This window comes from Streptomyces sp. NPDC005803 (assembly GCF_040630435.1).
In the GTDB taxonomy this organism is placed as follows: domain Bacteria; phylum Actinomycetota; class Actinomycetes; order Streptomycetales; family Streptomycetaceae; genus Streptomyces.
Genome location: NZ_JBEXXO010000023.1, coordinates 116,862 through 135,089 on the forward strand (window position 1 = coordinate 116,862; position 18,228 = coordinate 135,089).

At 73.4% G+C, this 18,228-nt stretch carries 15 protein-coding genes; 7 read left to right on the forward strand and 8 right to left on the reverse strand.

What is annotated here, in order from left to right; translation table 11 throughout:
• Positions 1 to 37: 37 nt before the first annotated feature.
• Positions 38 to 4,675, forward strand: coding sequence for a HEAT repeat domain-containing protein (locus tag ABZ454_RS28880; RefSeq protein WP_359542234.1), 4,638 nt, complete (start codon positions 38 to 40; stop codon positions 4,673 to 4,675).
• A gap of 57 nt (positions 4,676 to 4,732) precedes the next feature.
• On the opposite strand, the gene ABZ454_RS28885 is transcribed toward ABZ454_RS28880, so the two are convergent.
• Positions 4,733 to 5,947, reverse strand: coding sequence for an acyl-CoA dehydrogenase family protein (locus ABZ454_RS28885; RefSeq protein WP_359542235.1), 1,215 nt, complete (start codon positions 5,945 to 5,947; stop codon positions 4,733 to 4,735).
• Between the two features lie 8 nt (positions 5,948 to 5,955).
• A complete protein-coding gene (locus ABZ454_RS28890; RefSeq protein ID WP_359542236.1) occupies positions 5,956 to 6,984 on the reverse strand; it encodes a phosphotransferase family protein in 1,029 nt (342 codons plus the stop codon).
• Positions 6,985 to 7,139: 155 nt separating this feature from the next.
• On the opposite strand from ABZ454_RS28890, the gene ABZ454_RS28895 reads away from it, so the two are divergent.
• Positions 7,140 to 8,429, forward strand: coding sequence for a glucarate dehydratase family protein (locus tag ABZ454_RS28895; RefSeq protein WP_359542239.1), 1,290 nt, complete (start codon positions 7,140 to 7,142; stop codon positions 8,427 to 8,429).
• A gap of 68 nt (positions 8,430 to 8,497) precedes the next feature.
• Complete coding sequence (locus tag ABZ454_RS28900) at positions 8,498 to 9,442, forward strand: NADP-dependent oxidoreductase (protein ID WP_356320888.1); 945 nt, start codon at positions 8,498 to 8,500, stop codon at positions 9,440 to 9,442.
• A gap of 36 nt (positions 9,443 to 9,478) precedes the next feature.
• On the opposite strand, the gene ABZ454_RS28905 is transcribed toward ABZ454_RS28900, so the two are convergent.
• The 4 genes from ABZ454_RS28905 to ABZ454_RS28920 are packed head-to-tail and all read right to left on the reverse strand — an operon-like array spanning position 9,479 to position 11,675.
• Positions 9,479 to 9,787, reverse strand: coding sequence for a DUF202 domain-containing protein (locus tag ABZ454_RS28905; RefSeq protein WP_359542241.1), 309 nt, complete (start codon positions 9,785 to 9,787; stop codon positions 9,479 to 9,481).
• Positions 9,784 to 10,179 carry a DUF202 domain-containing protein gene (locus ABZ454_RS28910; RefSeq protein WP_356320885.1) on the reverse strand — a complete coding sequence of 132 codons (396 nt, stop codon included), beginning with the start codon at positions 10,177 to 10,179 and terminating at the stop codon, positions 9,784 to 9,786. Before ABZ454_RS28910 ends, ABZ454_RS28905 begins: the two co-directional genes overlap by 4 nt.
• Before the next feature lie 41 nt (positions 10,180 to 10,220).
• Positions 10,221 to 10,733: an NUDIX domain-containing protein gene (locus tag ABZ454_RS28915; protein WP_359542243.1), complete on the reverse strand. Its 513-nt coding sequence runs from the start codon at positions 10,731 to 10,733 to the stop codon at positions 10,221 to 10,223.
• 48 nt (positions 10,734 to 10,781) lie between these two features.
• On the reverse strand, positions 10,782 to 11,675 hold the full coding sequence (locus ABZ454_RS28920) for a DMT family transporter (protein WP_356320881.1): 894 nt from the start codon (positions 11,673 to 11,675) through the stop codon (positions 10,782 to 10,784).
• A 216-nt stretch (positions 11,676 to 11,891) separates the two neighbouring features.
• Between ABZ454_RS28920 and ABZ454_RS28925 the strand changes: the two genes are divergently transcribed.
• Together ABZ454_RS28925 and ABZ454_RS28930 are read left to right on the forward strand one after the other, a co-directional pair.
• Positions 11,892 to 13,547, forward strand: a complete 1,656-nt coding sequence (locus tag ABZ454_RS28925; protein ID WP_356320879.1) for an FAD-binding dehydrogenase — start codon at positions 11,892 to 11,894, stop codon at positions 13,545 to 13,547.
• Between the two features lie 101 nt (positions 13,548 to 13,648).
• On the forward strand, positions 13,649 to 14,896 hold the full coding sequence (locus ABZ454_RS28930; RefSeq protein WP_356320877.1) for an aromatic acid exporter family protein: 1,248 nt from the start codon (positions 13,649 to 13,651) through the stop codon (positions 14,894 to 14,896).
• A 12-nt stretch (positions 14,897 to 14,908) separates the two neighbouring features.
• Here the strand turns inward: ABZ454_RS28930 and ABZ454_RS28935 are convergent, their stop codons facing one another.
• On the reverse strand, positions 14,909 to 15,340 hold the full coding sequence (locus ABZ454_RS28935; protein WP_359542246.1) for an ASCH domain-containing protein: 432 nt from the start codon (positions 15,338 to 15,340) through the stop codon (positions 14,909 to 14,911).
• A 208-nt stretch (positions 15,341 to 15,548) separates the two neighbouring features.
• Between ABZ454_RS28935 and ABZ454_RS28940 the strand changes: the two genes are divergently transcribed.
• Entirely contained in the window at positions 15,549 to 16,214 is a 666-nt protein-coding gene (locus tag ABZ454_RS28940; protein WP_359542282.1) for a molybdopterin-dependent oxidoreductase, read from the forward strand.
• Positions 16,198 to 16,839: a cytochrome b/b6 domain-containing protein gene (locus tag ABZ454_RS28945; protein ID WP_359542248.1), complete on the forward strand. Its 642-nt coding sequence runs from the start codon at positions 16,198 to 16,200 to the stop codon at positions 16,837 to 16,839. The genes ABZ454_RS28940 and ABZ454_RS28945 overlap by 17 nt, the downstream gene beginning before the upstream one ends.
• Here the strand turns inward: ABZ454_RS28945 and ABZ454_RS28950 are convergent.
• The gene (locus ABZ454_RS28950) at positions 16,825 to 18,222 is read right to left on the reverse strand and encodes a gluconate:H+ symporter (RefSeq protein ID WP_359542250.1); all 1,398 of its coding nucleotides are present in this window, start codon (positions 18,220 to 18,222) and stop codon (positions 16,825 to 16,827) included. The two genes, ABZ454_RS28945 and ABZ454_RS28950, sit on opposite strands and share 15 nt — an antisense overlap.
• Between the last annotated feature and the right edge of the window lie 6 nt (positions 18,223 to 18,228).

The window sequence follows — 18,228 nt, forward strand, 5'->3', positions numbered from 1 at the left end:
TTGGTGGGCCCCCGGCGCACCCGGCTAGCATCCGACGATGCGGACGCCGGTCGACGAAGAGTTCCAGGCCCTGGGCCGACTGATCGGGCACGAGGACCCGGGGCAGCGTCATGCGGCGCTGGTCCGGCTGGCCGAGCGCTTCGCCGAGCGCCCGCCGTCCGACGACGAGGGGGACGCGCTCGCCAGGCTGCTGCCCGCCTCCCTCACCGGGCCGCCGGAGGCCGATCTTCTTCTGGCAGAGCTCTACGAGCGACTCGGCCACCGCCTGACCGGCCGCCCCCGGCCACCGTGGCGCACGGCCGGCCGGCTGCCGGCCCGGGTACGGATCGCCTGGCTGCGCGCCGACGTGCTGCACGATCCCGGGGTGCTCCGCGACGAGGCCCGGGGCGAGCTCCTGTACCAGGCGGTGCGGGGGGCGGACATCACCGGAGCACACCGGCCGGCGAGGCTCGTGGGCGAGCTGGCGGGCAGCGGCGACCAGGTGCTCCAGGCAGAGGCGCTGCGGCTGGCCCGTGCGGGGCTGCACGCCGGGCTGCTGGCCCCGGCGCTGGTCCGGGAGACGCTGATCGCCCTGCTGGGAGCCGCCGCGGCCCCCGTCGTCGCGGGCGCACTGGACGCACTCGCCGCACCGTGGGCGGCGATGGACCCGCTGCCGCCCGGCCTCTTCGCTCCGTTCCTCTTCCCCGGCCCGGCACCGAGCTCTGCCCCGGCGCCGGCGCGTGGTCCGGTGCCGGGGCAGGGCGGGGGCGCGGTGCGGGAACGGCCCGCGGTGGCCGGCGCCGCCCTCGCGGCCGCCGTGCGCCACGGGCACCGGGACCTGCTGCGGCGGGCCGTCGCGGACCCCTGCCTCGCGCCGGGCCTTCGCCGCCGGGCGATGGAACTGCTCGGCGAACTGGCGGACCGCGACGACATCGGCGAGCTGACGGCCGTCGCCGCCCGCGACCCCCTGCTGCTCGGCGGCCCCGCCGTGACCTGCCTGCGCGGGCTCCACCGCCGCGGGCACTTCCCGGACGGTCCTCAGGTGCGCGCCGTCCTCGGCCTGGCCCTCGCCGATCACTCGATCCCGCCCCGCGACGTGGCGACCATCCTCTTCACCTCCCGCAAGGAGACGCTCCGGGTCCTCACGGACGCGCCCGCCGACGACCCGGGCTGGCCGCGACGGCTCGCCCTGCTCGTCGCCCTGGCCGGCCAGGGGGCCGGCGATCTCCCGGCCGGGGACGCCGTCGCCCGCGTACTGCCCTCGGCCCCCGCGCCCGGGCCCTTCCTCGACGCGCTCCGCGAGCTGCGCCACGCGGACGCCGAAGACGCCGTGATCGCCCTGCTGCCCTCGGCGCCTGACGCGGCCCTGGACACCCTGGAGGCGATCGGCGGGGACCGTACGGTCACGGCCCTGCACGAAGGACTGGGCCTCACCACGGGCCGGACGGCGCCCCACCTGCGCCCCGTACGCCACCGGGCCCTCGAACTGCTGTGGCTGCTGAACCGCGACCCGGCGCGGCGCCGCGACCTTCTCGCCCGGCTCGACCCCGTCGGTCTGCCGCCGCGCGTCGCCGCCGGCCTCGGCGGGCCGGACGCGCGGGAACTCGCCGTGCTGAGTTCCCACCTGGACCCGGACGCGCCGGTGGCGGCGTTGTGCCGGCTGGCGGAACACGGTGACGCCACCACCCTCCCGGTCATCGCCGACCTGCTGCTGCGCATCGTCGCCGGGCAGGCCGCGGCGAGGAGCCCGGAAGCGGCGCCCCGGACGGGGGAGCACGGGCAGCCGGCCGGTGAGCCCGTGGTACCGCAGGAGGTGCTGGACGCCGTGAGCGCCCTGGGCCGCCGGCTCCACGGACGGGGCGCGATCCGGCCCGTCTGCCTGCTCGGCGCCCAGGACGCGCGGGAGGCCGGCCACGCGCTGGCCGCCACCATGGCGCTGGACCTGCTGGACCGCCCCGGACTCTCCGACGACGAGCAGGCGGTCCTGCTCGAACTGCTGCTCAGGGCCCCCTGGACGGGCACCCGTGCGCGGGTGCACCGGCTGCTGCGCCACCGCGACCGGCACGTACGCAAGCACGTCGTCGCCCTCCTCGCCCAGGACGCCACGGGCGAGGACGCCCAGGCCCTCTCGGCGACGCTGATCGCGCTGACGAGGGCCCAGGACATCCAGACGGTCCGCCAGGCCCTGCTCGCCCTGGGCCATGCCCGGGCCCACTGGGCGAGCGCCGCGATCTCCGCCTGTCTCGACCACCCGAACATGAACATCAAGAAGACGGCGGCCGAGGCGCTGGTCCGGGCCGGGGCACCGGCGGCGCTGCCGAAACTCCTTTCCCGGCTCGGCCAGGACGGCAACCCCGGCCTGCGGGCCGCACTCGTCGCCGCCCTGCGCGCCCTCCTCGGCGACGCCTACGCGGCCACCCTCCTCGCCGCCGCCGAACACAGCGCGGACGACGCCACCCGCGGCCTGCTGCTGGAGGGTCTCGACGGCGTCCTCGCCGCGCGCTCGGTCCTCGCACTGGACGCACAGGAATCGCCGGTGGCGCGACCCCTGCTCGCCCTGATGGCGTCCTGCCGGGTCGCACCGGCCTCCGGCACCGTGCGGGAGCTGGCGCCGGCCATGGCCCGGCACGGGATCGCCTCACCGGCCTCCGGCGCCCCGTCAGGAACCGCCGCCGACGCGGACCGTGCCGTCGAGGCCCTGGTGACCGGGGGATGGGACCCCGAGGCCGCGCTGCGCCTCGTCGAGCGGGACGAGCCGCTCGACCCCGCCCGGGCATCCCGGCTGCGGCCGATGCTGGCCGACTGGCTCGCGCTGGCGGGCTCCCGGCCGCCGTCCCGGGGCAAGGCGTTCCGCGACACGGTGCTGCGATTCGCCCTGGGGCTCTGCGCCGAGCCCCGGAGTCACGCGGAGCTCGCGGCGTTCGCCCGGTCCGCCCCGCTCCTGCTGGACGCGCTGGCCGACGCCCGCGACGCGGCCCGGCACGATCTGCTCGCCGTGCTGGAAGCGGTCGCGCCGCTGCTGGCGGCCCCCGTGAAACTGGCCGCGATCGCCGCCGTCCGCGCCCTCAGCCCCGCGCCCGCCACGCCGAGCCGCTCCACGCTGACCCTGCTGCGCCGCCTCGGCGCGGTACCGGGCCGCGCCGATCTCGACCGGGCCCTCGCGGACGCCCGGCTGGGCGCCGACCCCTGGCGGGCCGAATCCGCCGTGCTCCGCGAGGCCTTCGGCGCACCGGAGCGCAGAGACTCCGCACCCCCCTCGGCCGGAACCCGGGCCTGGCGCTCCGCGCTGGCCGAGGCGGTCCGGGCACCGGGAGCTCTGGCGGAGTTCCGCCGCGCGGACGACGGCACCGTCCCCTCGCGGGACCGGCTGGCCGCCCTGATCGAGGCCCACCACGGCGCCGGCCCCGGGGTCCGGTCCGCGCTCATCGACTGGATGACGCGGCTCCAGCCCGTCGACGCGCCACCCTGGACCCTCTCGGAGAGCGCCCGCACCCCCAAGCCGCCACCACGCCGGGTCCGCGTGGACGACCTGGACCAGCCGCGTTCGGCGGCCCAGCGGGAGAGGCTGCTCACCCTGCTGGAGTCCGCCGAAGCGGAGCGCAGACAGACCGCGGCCGAGGCGCTGGCGCGGTGGCCGGAGCCGGAGGCCCGCCTGGTGGTGCTTCGCGCCTACCTCCACGGCCGCGTCGGCCTGCCCGCCGGAACCGGCCTCGCCCCCGCGCTCGGCGCCCTCGGCGAGACGGAACTCCGGGGCGACGGCATCCTGCGCGACAGGGTGGCACGCGTGGCCGCGCAACTCGGCCCGTGGGAGCTGGAACGCCTGGTCCCGCTGCTGCTGGAGTGGTGGGAACACGCGTCGCCCGCCGTGGCCGTGGCCGTCGGGGACGCCTTGCGCGCCTGTCCCGCCGACGCGCTGGCCGAAGCGCTGGGCGACCGCCTCGACGCCGGCGCGTGGGGGTTCCTGGACCTGCTCGCCGGCCGCCCGCTTCTGCGCACCCCGGCGCTGACGCGGACCTGCCGACGCCTGCGCGCCGAAGGGCGCGCCGACCTCGCCGGCCGGCTGCTCCTCGTGGGGGGCCCGCTGCGGGGTCCGGACGCCGGCCGGCGGGACGCGGCGGCACTGGCGGCCCTCCGCGACCGCGGCGGGGCGGTTCCGGCCGAGACGGGGCGCCGCCCGGCCCGCGGGGAACTGCTGGACCTGGCCCGAAGCGGCACACCGGAGCAGATCTGCCGGGCGCTCACGGAACTGGCCGAGGCGCACACCGGCCCCCGACCGGACCGGGACCCACACCTCGTGCAGCTGCTGGGCGCGTTGCTCACGCACCCCCGGCCCAAGGTCCGGCTGCGAGCCCACCGGACCTCACGGGCGATGCTCGGCCGGACGCCGCACCTGCGCCACACCGCACTGCTGCTGGACGATCCCCGGCCCGACGTGGTGCGCATGGCCATCCGTACGCTCTGCCGGGCGGGCTGGGAGCCGGCGATCCCCGCCGTGACCGGACTGCTCGGACACGCGCACGCCGTCGTGCGCGAGACGGCCGCCGAGGGGCTCGTCGAGCTGGGCGGGGCGGCGGTCCCGGCACTCCGCCACGCCGCCGCCCGGGCCCGCCCCGACCGGCGCTCCCGGTACACGGACGTACTGGAGCGCATCGGGGCCGGTGAGCACCCACGGCCCGGGGAGACAGCCGCGCGCTGACCCGCGCTCCTCCTCCCCCGGACCGGGGAGGGGGAGCGCGGACCGGCCCGCCACCGGCTACAGGTACTTCTTGATCTCCCGGCGGGCCAGCGAGCGCTGGTGCACCTCGTCGGGGCCGTCCGCCAGCCGCAGCGTCCGCGCCGCCGCCCACAGCTCGGCCAGCGGGAAGTCCTGGCTGACCCCGCCGGCGCCGTGCAGCTGCACCGCCTGGTCGAGGATGGCGACCACCGCGCGCGGGGTGGCGATCTTGATGGACTGGATCTCGGTGTGCGCACCGCGGTTGCCGACGGTGTCCATCAGCCAGGCCGTCTTCAGCACCAGCAGCCGCAGCTGCTCCACCGTGACCCGGGCGTCGGCGATCCAGTTCTGCACGACGCCCTGCTGGGCGAGCGGCTTGCCGAAGGCGGTACGGGCCACCGCGCGCCGGCACATCAGCTCGATGGCGCGCTCGGCCATGCCGATCAGCCGCATGCAGTGGTGGATGCGGCCCGGACCCAGCCGCGCCTGGGCGATGGCGAAGCCGCCGCCCTCCTCGCCGATCAGGTTGGCCGCCGGTACCCGCACGTTGTCGAAGACGACCTCGGCGTGGCCGCCGTGGGAGTGGTCCTCGTACCCGTACACCTGCATGGCGCGCTTCACGGTCAGACCCGGGGTGTCGCGCGGGACCAGGATCTGCGACTGCTGGCGGCGGATGTCCCCGCCGTCCGGGTCGGTCTTGCCCATCACGATGAAGATCGCGCAGTCCGGGTTCATCGCCCCGGAGATGTACCACTTGCGGCCGTTGATGACGTAGTCGTCGCCCGCGCGCGTGATCCGGGTCTCGATGTTGGTCGCGTCCGACGAGGCGACCTCGGGCTCCGTCATCGCGAACGCGGACCGGATCTCGCCGGCCAGCAGCGGCTCCAGCCACTGCTTCCTCTGCTCCTCGGTGCCGAACTGCGCCAGCACCTCCATGTTCCCGGTGTCCGGCGCAGCGCAGTTCAGGGCCGTCGGCGCCAGGTGCGGGGAGCGGCCCAGGATCTCCGCCAGCGGGGCGTACTGGAGATTGGTGAGACCGGCGCCGTATTCGGCGTCCGGCAGGAAGAGGTTCCAGAGCCCCTGCCTGCGGGCCTCGGCCTTGAGGTCCTCCACCACCTGGGGGGTGTCCCACGGCGACGCGAGCAGGGCGCGCTGCTCCTCGGCGGTCTGCTCGGCCGGGTAGACGTGCTCGTCCATGAAGGTGAGCAGCTTGGCGCGCAGCTCTTCGGTACGGGCGTCGAATGCGAAGTCCATGGGGTGGGTCAGCCTTCCTGGAGGGTGGTGAGGCCGTGCTCGATGAAGACGGGGACGAGGTCGCCGATGCGGTCGAAGCCGCCGCCGACCGTCTGGCCCAGGGTGTAGCGGTAGTGGATGCCCTCCAGGATCACGGCGAGCTTGAACCAGGCGAACGCCGTGTACCAGGAGATGCCGGAGGTGTCCCGTCCGGAGCGGGTGGCGTAGCGCTCGATCAGTTCGGCGGGGGAGGGGTGGCCGGCGGCCCCGCTGGTGGTGGAGACCGGTGACTCGGGCAGGCCCAGATCGGAGCTGTACATCACCAGCAGGCCGAGGTCGGTGAGCGGGTCGCCGAGCGTCGACATCTCCCAGTCGAGGACGGCCCTGATCTCGTCGTCGGACCCGATCAGCACGTTGTCCAGGCGGTAGTCGCCGTGGACGACCGTGGGCGCGGGGGAGCCGGGCAGGCGCCGGCCGAGCGCCGCGTGCAGCTCGTCGATGCCGGGCAGGTCGCGGTTGCGGGAGGCGTCCAGTTGCTTGCCCCAGCGGCGCAACTGCCGGTCCAGGAAGCCCTCGGGGCGTCCGAAGTCGCCGAGGCCGACGGCCTGCGGGTCCACGGCGTGCAGCTCCACGAGGGTGTCGACCAGGCCGAGCACGGCCTTGCGGGTGCGCTCGGGGCCCAGCGGGGCGAGCTGCTCCGCCGTGCGGTAGGGAGTGCCCTCGACGTACTCCATGACGTAGAACGGTGAGCCGATGACCGCGTCGTCCTCGCACAGCAGGACCGGCTCGGGGACCGGGACGGCCGTCGGGTGCAGCCCGCTGATCACCCGGTGCTCGCGCTTCATGTCGTGCGCGGTGGCCAGTACGTGGCCCAGCGGCGGCCGGCGGACGACCCAGCGGCCGGTACCGTCCCCGTCCGTGACGACGTAGGTCAGGTTCGAGCGGCCGCCCTCGATGAGCCGGGCGTCGAGCGGTCCGCTCACCAGACCCGGCCGCTCGCGGTCGAGGTGTCCGCGCAGGCGGTCGAGATCGAGACCTGGCGGGTGGACTGGGCTCATCGTGCGTACCTCCGGGGTGGGACAGGACCGACCGTGTTCATGATGCCGACCAGTCGGTATGTCGTCCAGTGAACTCCCGGAACGGAATGTGTGACTCCGGTCCGAATGGCGGGCGAAACCTGGTGTTCAGTCGTATCCCTGAATAGAGTTCACGTATGAATACAGACTGGTTGATCGACGACGTCCGGCTGACCCCGATCCTCATCGCCGACCCGCCGCTCCTCAACACCCAGGGCGTCCACCAGCCGTACACCCCACGGCTCATCGTGGAGATCGTCACCCGGGGCGGCGTGACCGGCATCGGGGAGACCTACGGCGACGGCAAGTACCTCGAACTGGCCGCACCCCTCGCCGCGGCCCTGGTCGGACGACCGGTCAGCGACGTGAACGGCCTCTTCGCCCTCGCCGACGAGGTGTGCGGAGATTCACGCGCGGCCGACGAGCGGGTCGACGCGGGCGGGCTGCGCGGCGTCCAGACCGCGGACAAGCTGCGGCTCTCGGTGGTCTCCGGCTTCGAGGTGGCCTGTCTGGACGCCCTCGGCAAGTCCCTCGGACTGCCGGTGCACGCGCTGCTGGGCGGCAAGGTCCGCGACAGCGTCGAGTACAGCGCGTACCTCTTCTACCGCTGGGCCGAGCACCCGGACGGCGGCGAACGCGACGACTGGGGCGCGGCCGTCGACCCGGCCGGAGTCGTCGCCCAGGCGCGGCGCTTCGCCCGCGACTACGGCTTCTCCTCCTTCAAGCTGAAGGGCGGGGTCTTCCCGCCCGACGAGGAGATCGCCGCGGTCCGCGCCCTGGCCGAGGCGTTCCCGGGGCAGCCCCTGCGCCTGGACCCCAACGGAGCCTGGTCGGTCGAGACCTCGCTGTACGTCGCCGAGCAGCTGAAGGACGTACTCGAATACCTGGAGGACCCGGCGAGCGGTACGGACCTGATGGCCGCCGTCGCGGCCGGCACCGACGTACCGCTGGCCACGAACATGTGCGTCACCACGCTCGCCGAGGTCCCGGAGGCCTTCGCCCGGGGCGCCGTCCAGGTCGTCCTCTCCGACCACCACTACTGGGGCGGGCTGCACCGCACCCGTGAACTGGCCGGCATCTGCCGCACCTTCGGCGTGGGCCTCTCCATGCACTCCAACACCCACCTGGGGATCAGCCTCGCCGCCATGACCCACGTGGCGGCGACCGTACCCAACCTCGACTACGCCTGCGACAGCCACTACCCCTGGCAGACCGAGGACGTCATCACCGCCCGGCACGTCTTCCAGGGCGGCCGCCTCACCGTCCCGGACGCGCCGGGCCTCGGCGTCGAACTGGACCGGGAACGCCTCGCCGTGCTGCACCGCCGCTGGCTCGACGACGACGGCACGATGCGCGAGCGCGACGACGCGGCCGCGATGCGCAAGGCCGAGCCGGGATGGGCGACGCCCTCGATCCCGCGCTGGTGACGGCCGGGCGACGCGGGCCGGCGCCGGTCCGAGTTGCGGGCGGCCCGGCCCGCCGCGAGTGTCGGTACATGAAGGCGATCAGCTACAGCGGGTACGGCGGGGCCGACGTCCTGGAGTACGGGGAGCGCCCCGATCCCAAGGTCGGCCCCGACACCGTCCTGGTGAAGGTGCGGGCCGCGGCGGTCAATCCGGTCGACCGGGCGGCGCGGGAGGGGCACCTCGACGCCATCATGGAGACGGTCTTCCCGGTGATCCCCGGCTGGGACGTCTCCGGGGTCGTCGTCCAGCCCGGCATCGCCGTCGACGAGTTCGCCGTCGGCGACGAGGTCATCGGATACGTGCGGGAGGACTTCCTCAGCCGCGGGACCTTCGCCGAATACGTGGCCGCGCCCGTGCGCACCCTGGCCCGCAAGCCGCTGAGCCTCAGCTTCGAGGAGGCGGCGGGCCTGCCGCTGGCCGGACTCACCGCCTACCAGGTGCTGTACCGCTCCCTGCGGATCCGCGACGGCGACACCGTCCTGGTGCACGCGGCGGCGGGCGGCGTCGGCTCGCTGGCCGTGCAGATCGCCCGCCACACCGGATGCCGGGTCATCGGCACGGCGAGCGAGCGCAACCACGACCATCTGCGGCAGCTCGGCGCGGAACCCGTGATGTACGGGGACGGCCTCGCCGACCGGCTGCGGGCCCTGGCCCCGGACGGCATCGACGCGGCCTTCGACACCGTGGGCGGGGAGGCCCTGCGGGTCTCCGCCGAGACGCTCGCGCCGGACGGGCGCCTGGCCTCCGTCGTGGACGACGAGGTGTTCTCGTACGGCGGGACCTACGCCTTCGTAAGGCCCGACGCCAGGGACCTGGCCCATCTGGCGGAGCTCGCCGAGCGCGGCATCGTCTCGGTCCATGTGGACCGCGTCTTCCCGCTGGCCGAGGCGGCGGAGGCCTACCGGCTCAACGCGCAGGGTCGTACCCGCGGAAAGATCGTCGTCACCGTCGACTGGGACGCCCAGGAGGGCTGAGCGGCGGAGCGCCGGTCCCCGCGCCGTGACGCCGGTTCAGAACAGCATCGCGGCGGCGAAGGCGGCCAGCGCCACCGTGCACGCGGCCGCCGTCAGCGCCGCCCGGGCCCCGAGCGGCCGCGGGCGCGCGGTGCCCATGCCCTGCACCCGCCGGTTCGCCACCCGCAGGAACCCCAGCCAGGCCAGCGCACTCAGCGACAGTGCGACCACCCCGGCCGCGGAGACCCCGCCGTGCAGCGCCTGCTTCCCCGCCAGCAGCGCCACCACCGTGCAGGACAGCGTCGTGCGCCGCCAGGCCAGCCGGGTCCGCTCGGGCTGGAGCCCCGGGTCCCGCTCCGTCGTCACCGGCCCTCCCAGCCGAACAGGACCACCACCACCATCGCCACGGCCACCACGGCGACCGCGAGACTCAGCAGCGTCGGGAAGCGCGACACCGGCAGGTCCTCCCCGCGCCGCATCGCCCGCTCGCACCGCACCCAGTGGTTGACGGCCCGCAGCGCGCACAGCACACCGGCCGCCAGCAGCGCGAGCGCCAGACCCGCGCGGACGCCCCACGCCAGCTCCGGCAGGAACTGGTCCACCGCGAAACCGCCGCCGATCAGGGCGAGAGCCGTCCGGATCCAGGCGAGGAACGTCCGCTCGTTGGCGAGCGAGAAGCGGTAGTCGGGGGTGTCGCCCTCCTCGCGGATCCGCTGCGGAGCGAACCACGACCGCAGACTCTGCACAAAGTCGTTCACGTACGGACCCTATCCGCCGCTTCGGGGCCCGCCCCGGCGGTTCAGGACGCTGCCCGCAACGCCTTGAGCCGCCGGTAACTCTCCAGACCGTCCGGCACCCACGGCCAGTCGCCGAGCCGCTGCTCCAGCTCCGCGTCCGTGAGGAAGGTGTGCCAGGCGACCTCCTCCACCTGCGGACGCACCGGCAGCACGCACCGTACCCGGTACACGTACGACCACCAGCTGTGCCCGTCGCCCTCGTAGAGGAACGAGAACAGCGGCTCGGGACGGGGCAGCCCCGAGACGCCCAGTTCCTCCTCGGCCTCCCGCAGCGCCGCCTCGTCGTAGGACTCACCGGCGCCGACGACACCACCGACGAACATGTCGTAGTGGGAGGGGAAGACCAGCTTGGTGGCGGTCCTGCGGTGCACGAAGATCCTGCCGTCGGCGTCCCGGGCCTCGATGAAGACACAGCGGTGGCGCAGGCCCCGCGCGGTCGCCTCACCGCGCGGGGCCTGCCCCACGACGACGTCGTTCTCGTCGACGATGTCCAGGATCTCGTCAGAAGGTGTCATGCCCCTCATCCAACATCAGCCCGCTCACCCCCCGATGACAGGCGGCCCTCAGCGCGGCTGGAGGCTCTGCGTAGGGCGCCCGCCCACGGGCCCCTCCGGCATGGCCGGATGCAGCCCCAGCAGCACGATCCCCGCCACGATCGCCGCGAGCCCGGCCGCCTGCCCGGCCAGCGCGCCGGTGTCGGTACGCACCTGGTCGCCCAGGAAACCGATCCCGCAGGCGATCCCGGCCAGCGGCTGAGCCGCCGTCAGCGCGGGCAGGGACATCCGCAGCGGGCCCGTCTCGAAGGCGCTCTGCACGAGGATCAGCCCCGTCACCCCCAGCACCAGCACCGCGTACGGCTGCCAGCTGGTGAAGAGCCCCGCCCAGCCCCCCTCGGAGAACCGCTCCCCGGTGACCCGGGTGAGGGCGTCCTGGAGTCCGTACAGCAGCCCCGCCGCCACCGCGAGCAGCGCGGGGGAGACCCCCGACCGCGACCGCTTGGCGAACGCCGTCAGCAGCAGGGCCAGGCCCACCACGCCACCGATCACCAGCCAGTGCCGCAGCGGACTGGACACCGCCTGCCCGCCCTTCGGCTCGCCCGCCACCAGGAAGGCGGCGACCCCGCCGGCCAGCAGCCAGAGTCCGGCCCAGCCCTGCCGGCCCAGCCGCTGGCCGGTGCGGTGACGGGACAGGGCCATCGCGAAGAGCAGATTGGTGGCCAGGAGCGGTTCGACGACGGAGACCTCGCCCTTGCCGAGGGCCAGGGCGCCCAGCACCATGCCGCAGACCATCAGGCCGATACCCGCCATCCAGCTGCGCACCCGCATCAGATCGAGCAGCAGCCGGGGCGAGAGGTAGTCGCTCTTCGGGGCACGGCGAGCGGCGGCCTGCTGCAGCACGAAGCCGAATCCCAGGCAGCAGGCGGCGCTCACGGAGAGCACGAGGACCAGCACCGACACGCTTCGCCACCCCGAGTCAGGCCGGAAGAGGGTGATTTGTACCGACGATAGCGCCTGGAGGCCCTGTATGCGGGCAGAGTGCCGCCGACCGGGCGGTTGACGCCGGGACGACCGGTGCCGAAGATCTGACGCACGAGTAACTTCGCGAGCGGCCGCGGGTGACGTGCGGTCCTTGCGCCGGACCGCGGCCCGGTCGCCCCGACAAGGATGGAACCCATGGCGTACGACGCTGATGTGATCGTGATCGGGGCAGGACTCGCGGGGCTGGTCGCCACCGCGGAACTGGTCGACGCGGGCCGTTCGGTCCTTCTGCTCGACCAGGAACCCGAGCAGTCACTCGGCGGTCAGGCGCACTGGTCCTTCGGCGGCCTCTTCCTCGTCGACTCCCCCGAACAGCGCCGGATGCGGATCAAGGACAGCCATGAGCTGGCCCTCCAGGACTGGTTCGGGACGGCCGGCTTCGACCGCGAGGAGGACCACTGGCCGAAGAAGTGGGCCGAGGCGTACGTCGACTTCGCCGCCGGTGAGAAGCGCTCCTGGCTGCACGCTCAGGGCCTGCGGTTGTTCCCCGTCGTCGGCTGGGCCGAGCGCGGCGGCTACGACGCGAACGGCCACGGCAACTCCGTCCCCCGCTTCCACATCACCTGGGGCACCGGCCCCGGCGTCGTCGCTCCCTTCGAGCGCCGGGTGCGGGAGGGCGTCGCCAAGGGCCTCGTCAGCTTCCGCTTCCGCCACCGCGTCACCGGCCTCGGCCGCACCGGGGGCGCCGTCGACACCGTGAGCGGCGAGATCCTGGAACCCAGCGACGCGCCCCGCGGCACGGCGAGCGGCCGGGAGACCGCCGGCGCCTTCGAGCTCAGGGCCCAGGCGGTGATCGTCACCTCGGGCGGCATCGGCGGCAACCACGACCTCGTACGCAAGCAGTGGCCCGAGCGGCTCGGCACCCCGCCCGCGAAGATGCTCTCCGGCGTCCCCGCCCACGTCGACGGGCTGATGCTCGGCATCACCGAGGACGCGGGCGCCCACCACATCAACCGCGACCGGATGTGGCACTACACCGAGGGCATCGAGAACTGGAACCCGATCTGGGCCGCGCACGGCATCCGGATCCTGCCCGGCCCGTCCTCGCTCTGGCTGGACGCCCGCGGCAAGCGGCTGCCCGTCCCGCTGTTCCCCGGTTTCGACACGCTCGGCACCCTCGAACACATCATGCGCAGCGGCCACGACTACACCTGGTTCGTCCTGGACCAGAAGATCATCGGCAAGGAGTTCGCCCTCTCCGGTTCCGAGCAGAACCCCGATCTGACCGGCAAGTCCGTCCGGGACGTGATCGGACGGGCCAGGGCGGACGTGCCGGGACCGGTGAAGGCGTTCATGGACCAGGGCGTGGACTTCGTCGTCGAGAAGGACCTCGGCGCCCTGGTCCGCGGCATGAACGCCCTCACCGGCGAAGCGCTCATCGACGAGGACGACCTGCGCCGCGAGATCACCGCCCGCGACCGGGAGATCGCCAACCCCTTCACCAAGGACCTCCAGATCACCGCGATCAGGGGCGCCCGCACCTACCTCGGCGACAAGCTCATCCGTACGGCCGCCCCGCACCGCATCCTCGACCCCAAGGCCGGTCCGCTGATCGCCGTACGGCTCAACATCCTCACCCGCAAGTCGCTCGGCGGACTGGAGACGGACCTGTCCTCCCGGGTCCTCACCGCCGACGGCAGCCCGCTGGCCGGGGTGTACGCCGCCGGCGAGGCGGCCGGGTTCGGCGGCGGCGGGGTGCACGGCTACCGCTCCCTGGAGGGCACCTTCCTCGGCGGCTGCATCTTCTCCGGCCGGGCGGCGGGGCGCGCGGCCGCGGCGACGGTCGGATAGAGCGGCGGGCGGCGGGCCGCCCAAGGCCCCGCGCGCGTCCGTCCGGTGGGGTTCCGGACCCGGAACCGTGCCGAGGCGCCGGATCCGGGCATGGGAAGAAGATGCCAGGAGTAGCCGAACCCGTCATCAAACTCGTCCGGCGCACCACCGAGCCCGTGGCTGCGCAGACCCTGCGTTCCACGGGCGCGGCGGTGATCGCCTATGCCGTGGCAACCGCGACACTGACCGAGCCCGCACCCCTGACCGCACCGCTGACCGCGCTGCTCGTCGTCCAGGTGACCCTCTACGCCACCGTCAACATGTCGGTCAAGCGAGTGGTGTCCGTCATTGTCGGCGTCCTCATCGCGAGCGGCTTCAGCGCCCTGGTCGGCATTTCCTGGTGGAGCCTGGGGCTGACCATCTTCACCGCGCTGATCATCGGCAGACTGGTCCGCGTCGACGAGTTCGTCCCCGAGGTGGCGATCAGCGCCATGCTCGTCCTCGGCGTCACCTCACAAACCGCGCGGTCCAGCATGGCGTGGGAGCGCGTGTACGAGACACTCATCGGCGCCGGTGTGGGCCTGCTGTTCAACCTGCTGTTCGCCCCGCCCGTGTGGGTGCAGACCGCGGGCACGTCCATCGACGGACTGGCCCGCCAGATGGGGCAGATGTTCCGCGACCTGGGCAGCGCCCTCGCCCATCCGGTGACCGTCCCGGAGGCGGCCGACCGGCTGCACCGGGCACGCCGTCTCGACCACGACATCGTCGAGGTGGACGCCTCCCTGCGGCAGGCCGAGGAAAGCCTGATGTACAACCCGAGGGTGCGGCAGGGGCTGCTGCACCGGGTGGTGCTGCGCACCGGTCTGGACACGCTGGAGATCTGCGCGGTCGTCGTGCGGGTGCTGTCCAGGACGCTGACCGACCTCGCCAAGGACCGGGTCGACGAACCCCTCTTCCCCGCCGAGGTCGCCGGGCACATCACGGAGCTGTTCGAACAGATGGCGGGGGCCATCGAAAGCTTCTCGGTGCTCATCACCACCCCGGTGGCCGCCAGCGCCGAGGAGGCCGAGGAGCGGCTCACCGACGCGCTCACCGCCAGCCGGACGACCCGCGACCTGGTGGCCGACATGCTGCTGGCCGCCGTCCAGGAGCATCCCAGGAAGTGGCAGCTGCACGGGGCCCTGCTCGCCGAGGTCGACCGCATCCTGGACGAGCTCGACATCGAGAAGCGCGCCGAGCGTCTGGGCCAGGAGCTCGACCGCCGTTCGGCCGAGCTGCACCAGCGCCACCCCCGGCTGCTCGCGTTCCGGCGCCGGCTGGGCCTCGTGAAGGGCGCGAACCGGGAGAGGGCGGAGGCGGAGGTGCTGTGAGGACGGAGCCGGTCAGACCGGTTCGATGAGTTCGACGACCCGGAACCGTTCCGCCACGACCAGGGTGTCGTCGTCGACCGTGAACTCCGGGTCGCCGAGCGCCTCGCGCATCTCCTCGCTGTGCCAGAACCGCTCGTGGCTCTGCCGCCACCCGGCCACCGAGGTGTCGCCCTCGCCCTCGTCGAGCACGTGCCGCAGGTCGACGTCGCCGAGCCGCAGGATCCGCACCTCCGTGATCTCCAGCACCGCGATCTCCCGCCCGGCCGAGTCGATCAAGGCGGACCGCTCACCCACGGGCGGCGGCTCCTCCTTCTCCATCTGGTACTCCACGAGCAGTCCGGTCGTCGACACCTTCCGGCCGTCGAGCACCGCGGCGACGAGCTGATCGCGCAGCGGACCGGGGAAGACGAGGAGGAAGGGCTTGAGCGCTTCACGGTTCGGCATGGCGCAAGTGTGGCATTCGCCGTCCGCCCGCGGCGGGGAGATCTGACGGGACGGTGACGGACCGCCGTCGCCCCTGGCGTCCGGCGGTCCGGAGTGCTCGAATCGACGGGTGAACAGTTCCTCTTCCGCCGCGGAACCGGACAGGGCGGCGCAGGGCCCCGATCCGGACGGTACCGGCGCACCCGTGGGCCGCCGGCTCGTCCTGACGATGCTCGGCCTCGGCGCCGCCGGGCTCGTCGCCGCCCCCGTACTGCAACGGACCCTGGAATCCGGCCTGGGCGCGCTCTCCACCAAGGACCCCACCGGACTGACGGGACTGCTGCCCAACGGCGGCGGCTTCCGCTACTACTCCGTCGCGACGTCCGTACCGAAGAAGAGCGCCGCCGACTACCGGCTGACCGTCGACGGCCTGGTCGACCGCCCGGCCTCGTACACCCTGGGCGCCCTCCAGCACATGGAGCAGACCCGCATGGTCCGGGACGTCCAGTGCGTCACCGGCTGGCGCGTGCCCGAGACGCCCTTCGAGGGCGTACGGCTCTCCGCCCTGCTGGACGCGGCGGGGGTGAGGCCCGGGGCGAAGGCCGTCCGCTTCACCTGCTTCGACGGCGCGTACAGCGAGAGCCTCACCCTCGACCAGGCCCGCCGGGCCGACGTGCTGGTCGCGCTGCGGATGCGGGACGAGCCGGTGTCCCACTCCCACGGCGGGCCGGTCCGGCTGTACGTGGCCCCGATGTATTTCTACAAGTCCGCGAAATGGCTGTCCGGGATCACCGTCACGGACTCGGTTCGCCCCGGTTACTGGGAGAAGCTCGGATATGACGTCGACGCCTGGGTCGGCCGGTCCAACGGCCGCGACGATGCCCCCACCATCTGAAACGGCCGGCCGGGTACGACGTTTCAGCGGTCCGGTGCGCTGGGTGCACCGCACCACGGCCGGGCTGATGCTCGTGTGCGTGGCGTCGGCGGCCTGTCTGTACGTGCCGCAGCTCGCCGAACTCGTCGGGCGCCGCCACCTCGTGGTCACCGTGCACGAGTGGTCCGGGCTGCTCATCGCCGTACCGTTGCTGACCGGACTCGTCTCGCGGTCCCTGCGGGCCGACCTGGGCCGGCTCAACCGCTTCGGGCCGCACGACCGGCAGTGGCTGCGGGCGGTACGCCGCCGTGATGACCGGCCGGCATCCCGCCCGGCCGGGAAGTTCAACGCCGGACAGAAGCTGTACGCGGCCTGGATCGCGGGAGCGGTGCTCGTGATGGCGGGCACCGGGCTGCTGATGTGGTTCACCGGGCTCGCGCCGCTGATGTGGCGGACCGGCGCGACGTTCGTCCACGACTGGCTGGCGCTCGCCGTCGGCATCGTGCTGGGCGGACACATGGCGATGGCGCTCGCCGACCCGGAGGCACGCCGTGGCATGCGCACCGGGTCGGTCGAGCGCCAGTGGGCCCGTCGCGAGCACCCGCTGTGGCGGGAGCCGGGGGAAGGGTCCCTAGAGGATCAGTGACAGCAGCAGGATGAAGGCCAGGGAGACCACGGAGATGATGGTCTCCATCACCGACCAGGTCTTCACCGTCTGGCCGACGTCCATACCGAAGTACTCCTTCACCAGCCAGAACCCCGCGTCGTTGACGTGGCTGAAGAAGAGCGAGCCCGCGCCGACGGCGAGGACCAGCAGGGCGGCGTGCGAGGTCGACATGTCGGCCGCCAGCGGGGCGACCAGACCGGCCGCCGAGATGGTGGCGACCGTCGCCGAGCCGGTCGCGAGGCGGATGCCCACGGCGATCAGCCAGCCGAGCAGCAGCGCGGGGATCGACCAGTCCTCGGAGAACTCCAGGATCATCTGGCCGACACCGGCGTCGATCAGCGTCTGCTTGAAGCCGCCGCCGGCGCCGACGATGAGCAGCACACCGGCGATCGGGGCGAGGGACTTCTCCACGGTGGTGGAGAGCCGGCCCTTGGTGAAGCCGGCCGCGCGGCCCAGCGTGAACATGCCCACGATGACCGCCGCGAGCAGGGCGATGAGGGGCGAGCCGATCACATCGGTGACCCGCTGGAGCCCCTGCTCCGGGTCGTCCACCACGATGTCGACGAGGGCCTTGGCCAGCATCAGGACGACGGGCAGCAGGATCGTCGCCAGGGTGGCGCCGAAGCTCGGCCGGCGGTCCAGGTCCTCGGACGGGCGCTGCGGGATCATCTTCTCCGGCGCCTTGATGTCCACCCAGCGGGCGGCGTAACGGGAGAAGACCGGACCGGCGATGATCACCGTCGGGATGGCGACCAGGACACCGAGGGCCAGGGTGACGCCCAGGTTGGCGCCGAGGGCGTCGATCGCCACCAGCGGACCGGGGTGCGGGGGGATGAGCCCGTGCATCACGGACAGGCCGGCCAGGGCCGGGATGCCGATCCGCATCAGGGAGTAGTTGCCGCGCTTGGCGACGAGCAGCACCACCGGGATCATCAGCACGATCCCGACCTCGAAGAACAGCGGCAGACCGATGATCGAGGCGATCAGGACCATGGCCCACGGCATGGCCCGGTTGCTCGTCCTCGCGAGGATCGTGTCGACGATCTGGTCCGCGCCGCCGGAGTCGGCGAGCAGCTTGCCCAGGATCGCGCCGAGCGCGATGAGGACGCCGACGCCCGCGACGGTGGAGCCGAGGCCCGTGGTGAAGCTGGCTATCGTCTTCGCCGGCGCCGCGCCGGCGAACGAACCGAGCGCCAGCGAGCCGATGGTGAGCGCGAGGAACGCGTGCATCTTGAACTTGGTGATGAGCAGGACGATGACGGCGATGCCCGCCAGGACGGCGATGCCCAACTGCGCGTTGCCGGCCGAAGTGATCGGTTCGACGGCGTCCGCTGCCAGCATCTCGACGCTGAGACTGGTCACGGTGAA

Excerpts from the sequence above, each read along its gene's own strand:
- ABZ454_RS28930 (WP_356320877.1), top strand. The coding sequence starts at position 13,649 with ATGCCAGGAGTAGCCGAACCCGTCATCAAACTCGTCCGGCGCACCACC.
- ABZ454_RS28895 (WP_359542239.1), top strand. The coding sequence starts at position 7,140 with ATGAATACAGACTGGTTGATCGACGACGTCCGGCTGACCCCGATCCTC.
- ABZ454_RS28945 (WP_359542248.1), top strand. The coding sequence starts at position 16,198 with ATGCCCCCACCATCTGAAACGGCCGGCCGGGTACGACGTTTCAGCGGT.
- ABZ454_RS28925 (WP_356320879.1), top strand. The coding sequence starts at position 11,892 with ATGGCGTACGACGCTGATGTGATCGTGATCGGGGCAGGACTCGCGGGG.
- ABZ454_RS28940 (WP_359542282.1), top strand. The coding sequence starts at position 15,549 with ATGCTCGGCCTCGGCGCCGCCGGGCTCGTCGCCGCCCCCGTACTGCAA.
- ABZ454_RS28935 (WP_359542246.1), bottom strand. The coding sequence starts at position 15,340 with ATGCCGAACCGTGAAGCGCTCAAGCCCTTCCTCCTCGTCTTCCCCGGT.
- ABZ454_RS28900 (WP_356320888.1), top strand. The coding sequence starts at position 8,498 with ATGAAGGCGATCAGCTACAGCGGGTACGGCGGGGCCGACGTCCTGGAG.
- ABZ454_RS28885 (WP_359542235.1), bottom strand. The coding sequence starts at position 5,947 with ATGGACTTCGCATTCGACGCCCGTACCGAAGAGCTGCGCGCCAAGCTG.
- ABZ454_RS28915 (WP_359542243.1), bottom strand. The coding sequence starts at position 10,733 with ATGACACCTTCTGACGAGATCCTGGACATCGTCGACGAGAACGACGTC.
- ABZ454_RS28890 (WP_359542236.1), bottom strand. The coding sequence starts at position 6,984 with ATGAGCCCAGTCCACCCGCCAGGTCTCGATCTCGACCGCCTGCGCGGA.
- ABZ454_RS28880 (WP_359542234.1), top strand. The coding sequence starts at position 38 with ATGCGGACGCCGGTCGACGAAGAGTTCCAGGCCCTGGGCCGACTGATC.